The organism is Pseudoalteromonas sp. Isolate3 (assembly GCF_022398505.1).
Lineage (GTDB): Bacteria > Pseudomonadota > Gammaproteobacteria > Enterobacterales > Alteromonadaceae > Pseudoalteromonas > Pseudoalteromonas apostichopi.
In genome coordinates this window covers 1-10,754 of the sequence record NZ_JAKEVN010000129.1, presented here as the reverse complement: position 1 = coordinate 10,754, position 10,754 = coordinate 1, and the positions used below count along the sequence as shown (strand labels likewise).

Annotated in this window: 10 protein-coding genes; 6 read left to right on the top strand and 4 right to left on the bottom strand. The window is 40.6% G+C overall.

Going from position 1 to position 10,754, the window contains the following annotated elements; all coding sequences use genetic code 11:
• Positions 1-53 precede the first annotated feature (53 nt).
• The gene (dapB, locus tag L1D46_RS17925; RefSeq protein WP_167657803.1) at positions 54-851 is read right to left on the bottom strand and encodes a 4-hydroxy-tetrahydrodipicolinate reductase; all 798 of its coding nucleotides are present in this window, start codon (positions 849-851) and stop codon (positions 54-56) included.
• A gap of 294 nt (positions 852-1,145) precedes the next feature.
• On the opposite strand from dapB, the gene L1D46_RS17920 reads away from it, so the two are divergent.
• Positions 1,146-2,459, top strand: coding sequence for a Na+/H+ antiporter NhaC family protein (locus L1D46_RS17920; protein ID WP_130052276.1), 1,314 nt, complete (start codon positions 1,146-1,148; stop codon positions 2,457-2,459).
• Between the two features lie 91 nt (positions 2,460-2,550).
• Entirely contained in the window at positions 2,551-3,333 is a 783-nt protein-coding gene (locus L1D46_RS17915; protein ID WP_130051289.1) for a nucleoside-binding protein, read from the top strand.
• Positions 3,334-3,408: 75 nt separating this feature from the next.
• On the opposite strand, the gene L1D46_RS17910 is transcribed toward L1D46_RS17915, so the two are convergent.
• A complete protein-coding gene (locus L1D46_RS17910; protein ID WP_178927117.1) occupies positions 3,409-4,206 on the bottom strand; it encodes a M48 family metallopeptidase in 798 nt (265 codons plus the stop codon).
• 192 nt (positions 4,207-4,398) lie between these two features.
• Between L1D46_RS17910 and L1D46_RS17905 the strand changes: the two genes are divergently transcribed.
• Positions 4,399-5,589, top strand: coding sequence for a Bcr/CflA family efflux MFS transporter (locus L1D46_RS17905; RefSeq protein ID WP_130051287.1), 1,191 nt, complete (start codon positions 4,399-4,401; stop codon positions 5,587-5,589).
• A gap of 102 nt (positions 5,590-5,691) precedes the next feature.
• Here the strand turns inward: L1D46_RS17905 and grpE are convergent, their stop codons facing one another.
• Positions 5,692-6,300, bottom strand: a complete 609-nt coding sequence (grpE, locus tag L1D46_RS17900) for a nucleotide exchange factor GrpE (protein ID WP_054551515.1) — start codon at positions 6,298-6,300, stop codon at positions 5,692-5,694.
• 58 nt (positions 6,301-6,358) lie between these two features.
• Entirely contained in the window at positions 6,359-7,303 is a 945-nt protein-coding gene (locus L1D46_RS17895; RefSeq protein WP_130051286.1) for an HrcA family transcriptional regulator, read from the bottom strand.
• A gap of 120 nt (positions 7,304-7,423) precedes the next feature.
• Between L1D46_RS17895 and nadK the strand changes: the two genes are divergently transcribed.
• The 3 genes from nadK (at position 7,424) to recN (ending at position 10,708) form a co-directional block, all read left to right on the top strand.
• Positions 7,424-8,308, top strand: coding sequence for an NAD(+) kinase (nadK, locus tag L1D46_RS17890; protein WP_130051285.1), 885 nt, complete (start codon positions 7,424-7,426; stop codon positions 8,306-8,308).
• A 94-nt stretch (positions 8,309-8,402) separates the two neighbouring features.
• Entirely contained in the window at positions 8,403-8,966 is a 564-nt protein-coding gene (locus tag L1D46_RS17885; protein ID WP_239977984.1) for a hypothetical protein, read from the top strand.
• 68 nt (positions 8,967-9,034) lie between these two features.
• Positions 9,035-10,708 (top strand): DNA repair protein RecN, encoded by a 1,674-nt coding sequence (recN, locus tag L1D46_RS17880; RefSeq protein WP_130051283.1) that lies wholly within the window; start codon positions 9,035-9,037, stop codon positions 10,706-10,708.
• Positions 10,709-10,754: the final 46 nt, after the last annotated feature.

Here is a 10,754-nt window from a genome sequence, read left to right as displayed (position 1 = left end):
AAATAAGCGTTATTAACTAAAAATTCACTGAAACTGCCAAAAAAGAAACTAAACTACTTCAAGTCAAGCACATCTTGCATGTCATAAAGTCCAGCTGGTTTGTTTTTCAACCAGCCCGCAGCTCTTACAGCACCTAACGCGAAGGTCATTCTTGAACTTGCTTTATGAGTTAATTCTAGCCTTTCGCCAGAAGTTGCGAAATATGCGGTGTGTTCACCTACTATATCTCCGCCTCTCATGACCGAATAACCGATTTCATTTTGCGATTTTGCGTGTTCGTCATTGCTTCTATCAAAACGCGCGACTTCATCATGCTGCCAGCCTTTTGCCTCGGCAATAGCTTCACCAATTGCCAATGCAGTCCCTGATGGCGCATCAATTTTATGACGATGATGGGCTTCAAATATTTCAATGTCCATGTCATCACCAAACTTCACAGCCGCAGTCTGCACTAAGTTAAGCAGTAAATTCACACCTACGCTATAGTTGCGAGCAAAAACAATCGGAATGTGTTTCGCTGCTTCATTGAGGGCATCAATATCATCTTGGTTGAGGCCCGTGGTACCAATTACCATTGCGATATTTTTTTCGACCGCTGTTTGCAAGTGGTTGCGCATTCCTGCCGGTAAGGTGAAATCAATTAATACATCAGCATCTTTTACTTCTGTTTCTTTACTAAATGATACATCCGCTGATGCAGCACTGTTTAATTGATTAACCGCTATATCTAAAAGTGGCGAGTTATCACGCACGTACGCGCCCGTTAATGTTGCGTCATTTTTTTTTGAGACTGCTTCTAAAAGTGCAAGTCCCATGCGGCCGTTTGCGCCAAATACACCTATGCGGTTCATATAGTTACCTTATCTATTCTTCTTAGCTGGCTGGATTTTATCGAAAACTCATGTAATAGTCAGGTTAGCTTATAAAAAATACAGAGCTAATTTTAGATTTATTAATAGAACAACAATAATAACAGATAGTCTTTGCATTTAGCCATCTATACATTTAAACTTCTTCCTTTGCGCCGATTTGGTCTTTGGCTTGCGGGCGCTGTTGCAACAGCATTGTCTTTTGAGAATGCAGGCAACTAAATACAGCTAAAAGAAGTATTTGGCTGTGTTATTGGTTATCTAACGAGGAATATGATGCAGCCATCATTTAATAAAACAAAAGCAAAACTTTCTTTGCTGCCGCTTTTGGTGTTTGTCGGCTTATTTTTAGGCGCTGGCTTATACTTACAGTCTCAAGGTGTCGATTACGCCTTCTATCAATTGCCTGCCCCTGTGGCAATTTTACCTGCCATCATGCTGGCTTTTATCTTAAATAGAAATACCATCAACCATAGTGTTGAAACCTTTATTAAAGGTGCGGGCCATAGCAACATCATCACTATGTGTTTGATTTATCTGCTTGCCGGTGCGTTTTCTGCCGTTGCAGGTGCAACGGGTGGTGTCGATGCCGTTGTTAATGCGGGTTTATCACTTATTCCGCCAGCTTTATTACTACCTGGATTATTTTTAATCGCTGCGGTTGTGTCGACTGCAATGGGTACTTCAATGGGGACTATCGGTGCTATTGGCCCGATTGCTTATGCAGTCGCCCAAAAAACAGGCATTGATCCATCATTGATGGCAGGCACGATTGTATCAGGTGCAATGTTTGGTGATAACTTATCAATCATCTCTGACACAACTATTGCTGCAACCCGTACGCAAGGCTGTGAAATGAAAGATAAATTCCGTGAGAACTTAAAAATTGCCTTACCCGCTGCAGCATTAACTATCGGTTTGTTATTCTTCTTAACGCCTGCAGCTGAAGCTGTAGAAACACAAGATTTCGATATTTTATTAGTGTTACCTTATGCCTTTATCTTAGTACTCGCAGTAATGGGCTTTAACGTCTTTGTGGTGCTGTTTAGCGGTATTATCTTCGCTGCCCTAATGGGCTTTACTGGCAGCTATGAAGGTGCCAGTTTTGTTAAGGATGTCTATAAAGGTTTTACTGATATGCAGGAAATTTTCTTGCTATCGATGTTTATTGGTGGCCTTTCAGAGTTTATCCGTATTAATGGTGGACTTGATTATATTGCTAACAAAATTCAAGCAATTACGAAAATCATTGCAAAATGGCACCGTAAGGTCGCGGATCAATTAGGTATTGCGGCACTGGTGATGACCAGTAACTTATGTATTGCTAATAATACGGTATCAATCATTGTTGCAGGCCCAATTGCTAAAAAATTAGCGGATGATGGCGAAATTACTGGTAAGCGTTCAGCAAGCTTACTTGATATTTTTGCTTGTGTAACACAAGGCTCACTACCTTATGGCGCACAAGCGTTACTTCTCGGTGCGACTTTCAAAATTAGCCCTTGGCAGGTGTCTACTTCATCTTACTACTGCTTTATTCTTGCCTTTACAGCTGTGGCTGTAATTTGCTTACGTCGGAATAAAGCTTAAGTTAAATAATTTTTGCCAAGATACGCCCAATTTAGGGCGTATCTGCTATAATCCTCCCTTTGTATCCCCTTTACACCATCAATATTGAGATATGAACTTGAAAAAGATCCTTTCTGTTGCTGCGCTATGTGCAGTAAGTACTTCAGGCTATGCCGCTAATTGGAGCTCTACGCAATTACACGTTAATAACGGTGAACACAAAAATCCGTTTTCATTAACTAAGTCAAATACCACGGTTGTTTCATTGCAACACGCTTCTGGTTACGACTATGGCGATAACTTCTTTTTTATTGATTACAGCAATGACGACCGTCAGGATGGCTATCAAGATAAAGACTTTTACGGCGAGTGGTACTCAACATTCAGCTTATCAAAAATCTCTGACAGTGACTTCTCATACGGCGCAATTGCTGATGTAGGTTTAACTGCAGGTTTTAATGCTGCAGGCGATTCTAAAGTTCTTAAGTATTTACCAGGTGTAAAACTTAGCTGGCAGGCACCTGGCTTTAGCTTTTTATCTACTTTATTTACCGCTTATATCGATGACAGTGAAGGCGTAGCACGCGGTGGTGCCCCCACTGAAACAAATAGCTGGATGATTGATGTTGCATGGGGCTACCCATTCACTATCGGCTCACAAAAGTTCAACGTAACGGGCCATGTTGAATACATTGCTGAGCGTGAAAACGAATTTGGCGAAGATGTTAAAGCGTGGATTTTAGCGCAGCCAATCATCACGTGGGATTTAGGTCACGCAATGAGCATGAAAGAAAATACGCTACTGCTAGGCCTTGAGTGGCAATACTGGCACAACAAACTAGGTACAGACACAACTGAATCAGTACCACAACTTCACGTTGAGTGGACGTTCTAATAAGCTGAAAGCTGAAAAAATTAAAGCCTGTAGTCAGCTAGACTACAGGCTTTTTTAATTCCTAGATAATTTTTATTACAGTTTACACTGTGGGTTTTTGCCTTTTGCTTTAGCAGCTTTTTGGGCTTTTAATGCATCCGACATATGCTTTTGTAGCTCTTTAATTCGGTTACCCGGTGCTGGGTGAGTCGACATAAACTCTGGGGTGCCGCTACTGCCTGCTGCACTCATATTTTGCCAAAGCGATACTGATTGCTCTGGGTTAAACCCTGCTTTTGCCATTAAATCTAGGCCGACAATATCTGCTTCTGATTCATGTGAGCGGCTAAACGGCAGCACTACACCAAATTGGGCACCTAACCCCAAAGCTTGCATAATTTCGCCGCGATATTGCACATTACCCATATCAAGTGCTGCACCACCAACTTGCAGGCCTGTTTGTAACAGTGCATTTTGTGATACACGTTCATTAGAGTGCTCAGCAATAACGTGTGCTACTTCGTGACCTAATACTGTTGCAAGTTGGTCTTGGTTTACAGCAACTTTTAATAAACCTGTATGAACGCCAATATAACCACCAGGTAATGCAAATGCATTCGCTGAATTTTCTTCAAACACAACGACTTCCCAAGACTGCTTTGCATACTCGTTAGGTAAAACTGCAATAACATCATCAGCAATACACTTCACATAAGCATTGACACTTGGATCAGTATTAACAGGTTGCGTTTTTTTCATTTCAGCAAAACTTGCTTGACCCATTTGACTCATCTGTTGGTCTGAATATAGCGCGATTTGCGTGCGCCCTGTTGGAGAGGTTTTACAGCCAGCTAAAACAGCGGTGGCTAACACTGCCATGATTAACTTTTTCATACTAGTCCTTCAAATACTTAGTGTAATTTTGATCAATATAGCAAAGCATTGCTTAATTTTATATGAAAATGAACAATCACCCACTCAGTTGTTATTATTTAGTTAATTCTTTTACTTAGCAGGCAAACTAAGTTCACCACAGTGATTCACACTGCTACAATAGTGACCTAATGTTTGATGAATGAGTAAACAATGCCTTCCCCTGAGACTTTAAATAAACGCATTTTATTGCCTTTACTGGCAAGTATTGTCGCGATTACGCCTTTGGCAATTGATTTATATTTACCGGCAATGTTGGTAATTGCTAACGACCTACAAACAACCATGCCAAATGTGCAAATATCACTCAGTATTTATTTAGCGGGTTATGCCCTTGGTATGCTTTTTTTTGGCCCGATAGCCGATGAACTTGGCAGGCGATTACTCGCTAAGGTTGGCTTAGCACTATTTGGTATAAGCTCATTAGCACTGGCGTTTTGTTCTAATATCGAATTATTTTTATCTCTCAGGGCGGTACAAGCATTCACTGGCGCCGCTGCAACGGTCGTTGTGCCGGGTATTATTCGCCACATTTATCGAGAAAACACCGCCAAGGGTATGTCTTACGTATCAATGATCATGATGGTTGCCCCGCTCATTGCTCCTACTCTTGGCTCATTGATCATGGGTATTTCAACCTGGCAGGTCATTTTTATTACCTTAGCTGTCTATAGCTTTGCAATTTTAGCTTTAGTGCAAATTCATTTAATCGATATTCCAATCTTTAAGAGTCAGCAACGTGGCTTGGCACTGTTCTTTAATAGTTATAAAACGGTATTTTCCCGTCGTAGCGCCCTTGCCGATATTGCCAGCTCAATGTTTGCCTCATTTGCATTCTTTTGCTTTTTAACATCGGTACCTTATGTATATCTCGATTTTTTTAAAGTAGATGAGCAATTGTTCGGGGTGTTATTCGCCTTTAACGTGTTGGCTTTAATGTTCGGTAACTTTATGAATACACGTTTAGTGCCGCGCTTGGGTTCTCGTAAGCTTTTATTTATTGGCCTTGCCATTGGCTTCGTTTCTGGTGGGGCATTACTGTTATTCAGTGTGATGCATTTATCATTGTATTTTATCGTTGCAAGCATCGCACCACTGATGATGAGCTTAGGTATTGTAGCGAGTAATGCAGACTCATTGATACTAATGCAGTTTGAGGAAAAGTCAGGTACTGCAACAGCCGTTATTGGTACATTAAGATTCGGCAGTGGCGCTTTAGTTGGTCCTATCCTTGCCTTTGTTCACCCTCAAAGTGCCATTCCATTTTCTGCGATGATGTTCAGCGCACTGATACTTATCTTACTAGTGCAGCTTTGGCATCGAAAACGATACCAATCGACTTAAATATTTAACCATCCTAGCGAGCTAAATGTTCGGTAACTTAACACGATTGCTATCAAAAAAAATGCCTGTAATTAACAGGCATTTTTTATATCTCTTTAAAGCTTATTCAGCTTCTTTCGATACCATAACCATTGCTGGACGTAATAAACGGCCATTTAATGTATAACCTTTCTGCATTACTGCAAGAACAGTATTAGGTGCTACATCATTGCTTGGCTGAATTGACATTGCTTGATGGAATTCAGGATTAAATTGCTCACCCTGAGGGTTAACAATTTCAACACCGAATTTTGATACTGCATCATTAAAGCTTTTAACTGTCATCTCGATACCTTCAAGGACAGGCTTAAGCTGCTCATTTTCTTTATCAGAAAACTCAATAGCACGCTCTAGGTTATCGATAACTGGTAGTAATTCGTTAGCAAACTTTTCAAGTGCAAACTTATGCGCTTTTTCTACATCTTGAGCGGCACGACGACGCATGTTCTCAACATCTGCTGCAGCACGAACAACACTGTCTTTTTGGTCGTTAATCGTTTGTTTAGCTGCCTCTAGTTCGCTGTGTAGTAATGCAATTTCAGCTTCAGGGCTCATTTCTTCGCCATCAACTTGCTCAGCTGCTTTTTCTGCAGCTTCTACTTCAGCTTGCATTTGCTCAAATTCTTCGTTTAGTTCAACTTCTTGCTCTGGTGATTTTGTCTGCTCAGACATAGCTTACATGCTCCAATTCTTTACAACTGCGGTAATTATGGGGATTGAATTAAAAGATTCAAGAGGCTGATGAGCCGATTAACTTAAATTCTTGGATGATTGCTTCTATTTGCGCTGATTTTGGACAAATTACACAAAATCGACTCTGGTATTCATGGTTATTAAAATATGGAACGCTGATCACCATCAGTTCATTACAATCTGTAAATGGTAATTGTTCTGTATTTAAAACCGATAAACCATTTTTAAATGCGAGTTTATCTTCAACAAAATTTAAAAATGATACACCTATATTTAAACTGGTCTGGCAATCAACTTGGCGGTAAAGGTAGTTTTCACCCACTACAATGCTATTGTCTGAACCAAGCTTTTGACTTAATTGCCGAGTCCATTGTGTCAGTGAGTCATGGCAATTATGTGGTGCAGTGCCTGCCATTGCCTGCATACGATATAAACCTTCCATTAAGGTTTGCTGGCTAAATACAGTATTGAGCCAAGTGGCAAACTGATAGCGAACGGCATCAGATGAGTCTTCAGGTTTGGTAATACAAATATTATGGCTCTGCCCTGCTCTATCAATTAATAGAATAAGCCAATTACTACCATCAAAATCTAGCACCTCTACTCGGAAAACCAGCTGTGAGCTGACTTGAGGTAATCCCACACAGCAACACACTTTATAGCGTTGACTTAAACCATGGGCAAGCTCAACTAATTGTGCTTGTTCAGGCTGCCAATATGTTGCGATTTCAGGCAGAGCAAAAAACTCTGTGAGCCAATAATCAAACCCTGCATTGGTAGGCACACGGCCTGCTGACGTATGGGGCGAATATAATAAGCCCACTTTTTCAAGCCGTGCCATTGCATTACGCACTGTAGCTGAACATACTGCCATACCTTTTTGTTTGGCAATACGAGTTGAGGCAACAGGCTGACCTTCTCCATTACAGTAAAGGCTCATTACAGCTGAAAAAATTTGTTGGTCACGCGGATTTAATTTCATAATTTATTCATTTAGCTTCTTGCCAGTGGATATTTGGGCGCATCAAGTTTATTTCAAGTTATTTTCAAAGCATTAATTTTTAATGTAATCTAGCGATATGAAAGTTTAAGTGCAAATAACATGGATTCACCGTTTAAAACCATAGGTCTAATTGGCAAACCTAATCACAGTGCCGCGGCTGCCACACTTGGTCGCTTGCACACATTCTTGCGTGCGTTAGGATTTGAAGTACTAGTAGAACAACGCACTGGCCGCCAGCTTGAAGACGTACCTGCTGAAAACCTAGTTAAATTGGTAGATTTAGGTGAACGTGCAGACTTAGCCATAGTCGTCGGCGGTGATGGCAATATGCTTGGTGCAGCTCGAGTTTTAGCGCGTTTTGATGTCGCCGTAATTGGTGTAAACCGGGGCAACTTAGGCTTTTTAACCGACTTAAATCCAGAAGGTTTCGAAGCCAGCCTTGAACAAGTATTAAGTGGCCAATTCCTCGAAGAAAAGCGCTTTTTGCTTGAAGTTGAAGTATATCGGCATGCCGAACTCAAAAGTGCCAACTTGGCAGTGAATGAAGCAGTACTCCATGCCGATAAAGTTGCTCATATGATTGAGTTTGAAGCCTTTATTAATAACGATTTTGTGTTTTCACAGCGCTCTGATGGATTAATTGTATCAACGCCAACGGGTTCAACAGCTTATTCACTTTCTGGTGGCGGTCCTATTTTAACTCCAGAGCTGAACGCAATTTCACTCGTTCCGATGTTCCCGCACACTCTATCAAGCCGTCCCCTTGTGGTTGATGCGGATAATGAAGTGCGCTTAAAACTTAGTCTTGAAAATACCGATAGCTTACAAGTCAGCTGCGACAGTCATGTAGTTTTAGCTGTGTTACCTGGTGATGAAGTGGTGATAAAAAAAGCAGATAAAAGACTGCGTTTAATACATCCAAAAGAGTACTCTTACTACAACGTACTGAGAAAAAAGTTAAACTGGGGAAGCCGCTTATTTTAAGCGGCTTTTTTATCTTAAATGATTGCCAAGGCGCAGTGATTAGCGCAAAATAATCAAACTTAATGCTGTATTTTTTTAAGGATTATAAGGCAAAATGAGCTATATCGTTTTTCTTGCTCTATTATTACTGATCACCTTACTAGGTTGCTACTGGATGGTTGAGAGCAACCGTCGTAAAGCTATTGAAGCTGAAAAAAAACACTTTAATCAGCGAGTAAAAAAAATCAACAATGACTTTAAGGATAAATTAATTGATTTTAGCGAAAGTAAGATAATTCGTCCGAAGAATATTCAACGCTTAAGTATGATCACCAGCAATTATTTTGTTGTTCAAGCTCATAATGAAGAAAACCTGACCTACCTTGAGTACATTAGCGATTTACTGCTCAACACTATCATTATGGAAGCCAGCAAAGCACAAAGCCCTGAGCAGATTGATCAGCTTGCAGACAGACTACAATATTTTATGGCTGAATTACCTTACAATGGCATTGAATATAACAAATCGTTTTACCAAGAAGCCCTACCATCACTGATTGAAGTAATTAAATATCAGCCTCCAGTGGATTTACAAGACGATCAGCTGCCAGCCCAGAGCACACAAGCGCCAGATGATTCCACACTACAAAATCAACTGTCAGAATTAAGCAAAGCTTAAAAATTTAATTTGCAAAACCCGAAAACACTGTATAAATTAACAGTTAATTAGCTGGATGGATAAACAGTATGTTAATCGGGTTAGAAATTAAAAACTTTGCCATTGTAAGTAATTTAAGTACTGAGTGGCACAATGGTATGACAGCCATTACAGGTGAAACAGGTGCGGGGAAATCAATTGCAATTGATGCCCTCTCTTTATGTTTAGGCGAACGCGCTGATGCTGGTGCTGTTCGCCCAGGTACTGATCGTGCAGAAATTTGTGCACAATTTGATATTAGCCAACTCCCTCTTGCCCAACACTTTTTAGAGCAACATTTACTTTCAAACAGTGAAGGCGAATGTTTACTACGCCGTGTTATTTGCAAAAATGGCCGCAGCAAGAGCTATATTAATGGCAGCTCAGTTACAGCTGCACAGTTAAAAGAGTTAGGTCAGTATTTAATTTCTATTCACGGACAACATGCCCATCAGCATTTATTAAAAGCTGAACATCAATTACATCTGCTTGATGCCTATGCTGGCCACAATCAATTATTAGCTGATGTTAAAGAACGCTATAAAGCCTACCAAGCATTACTCAAAGAGTTTAACCAGCTTGAGCAACAACAACAGCAACAAGCCGCTCAAAAGCAATTACTTGAATATCAAGTAGCTGAACTAGATGAATTTGCCCTGCAACCTGGCGAGTTTGAAGAGATTGAAGCTGAGCATCACAAGTTAAGCCATAGTCAAACCATCTTAGAGTCATGCCAACGTGAGCTACAACACTTATACGAAAGTGATGAACAAAGTGCTTGTTCGTTATTGCAACACAGCGCACAGCAATTTGCTGAGCTTGCGAACTACGATGAAAGCTTATCAAGTATTGCATCACTACTAAGTGAAGCTGCAGTGCAAGTTGAAGAAGCAAGTCGTGAAATTCGCAGCTATGTTGATGTTACTGACTTAGATCCTGCCCGTTTAGATGAAGTAGAAACCCGCTTAGCAGGTGCTATGGACCTTGCCCGTAAACATCACATAAAACCTGAAGAGCTTGTTAAATTTCATCAGTCGATTGCAGAAGAATTAGCATCAATCAGCTATAACAGTGACCGCCTTGTTGCTCTTGAAAGCGAAATTAGCTCTGCCCTTAAGCAATACAAACAAGCAGCTCAACTATTGAGTGAAAGCCGTCATAGTTACGCTGAGACACTTAATCAGCTAATCAGCGATAGCATGGCGAATTTATCTATGGAAAACGGCAAATTTGCGATTGATATTCAACAAACTACCGATAAAGCACCAAGTGCAATGGGCTTTGATACGGTTTCGTTTTTGGTGTCGACGAACCCAGGTCAACCAATGCAAGCCCTCTCTAAGGTAGCCTCTGGGGGTGAGTTATCACGTATTAGTTTAGCTATTCAGGTTATTATTGCTCAACGTGTTACTACGCCTACACTGATTTTCGATGAAGTAGATGTGGGGATTTCAGGCCCAACCGCCTCTGCTGTCGGCAAGCTTTTACGCCAACTAGGTAAATCAACTCAAGTTATTTGTGTGACTCACCTTCCGCAAGTTGCTAGCTCTGGGCATCAACAATTTTTTGTAGCAAAAGAAATTGCAAATGGCGAAACCTTTACGCAAATGAATAAACTTTCAAAAGATGGTCGTATTGATGAAATTGCACGACTACTCGCAGGCGATAACATTAGTAAAATGGCAAGAGCTAATGCCAAAGAGCTTATTAGCGCACATGCATAAATTGGTAGTTAAGTCTGTTTAGAGTTTAGAGTTTATAGTTTATAAA

Coding starts and splice junctions, on each gene's coding strand:
- L1D46_RS17915 (WP_130051289.1), top strand. CDS start 2,551: ATGAACTTGAAAAAGATCCTTTCTGTTGCTGCGCTATGTGCAGTAAGT.
- L1D46_RS17885 (WP_239977984.1), top strand. CDS start 8,403: ATGAGCTATATCGTTTTTCTTGCTCTATTATTACTGATCACCTTACTA.
- L1D46_RS17905 (WP_130051287.1), top strand. CDS start 4,399: ATGCCTTCCCCTGAGACTTTAAATAAACGCATTTTATTGCCTTTACTG.
- L1D46_RS17920 (WP_130052276.1), top strand. CDS start 1,146: ATGCAGCCATCATTTAATAAAACAAAAGCAAAACTTTCTTTGCTGCCG.
- L1D46_RS17895 (WP_130051286.1), bottom strand. CDS start 7,303: ATGAAATTAAATCCGCGTGACCAACAAATTTTTTCAGCTGTAATGAGC.
- grpE (WP_054551515.1), bottom strand. CDS start 6,300: ATGTCTGAGCAGACAAAATCACCAGAGCAAGAAGTTGAACTAAACGAA.
- L1D46_RS17910 (WP_178927117.1), bottom strand. CDS start 4,206: ATGAAAAAGTTAATCATGGCAGTGTTAGCCACCGCTGTTTTAGCTGGC.
- recN (WP_130051283.1), top strand. CDS start 9,035: ATGTTAATCGGGTTAGAAATTAAAAACTTTGCCATTGTAAGTAATTTA.
- dapB (WP_167657803.1), bottom strand. CDS start 851: ATGAACCGCATAGGTGTATTTGGCGCAAACGGCCGCATGGGACTTGCA.
- nadK (WP_130051285.1), top strand. CDS start 7,424: ATGGATTCACCGTTTAAAACCATAGGTCTAATTGGCAAACCTAATCAC.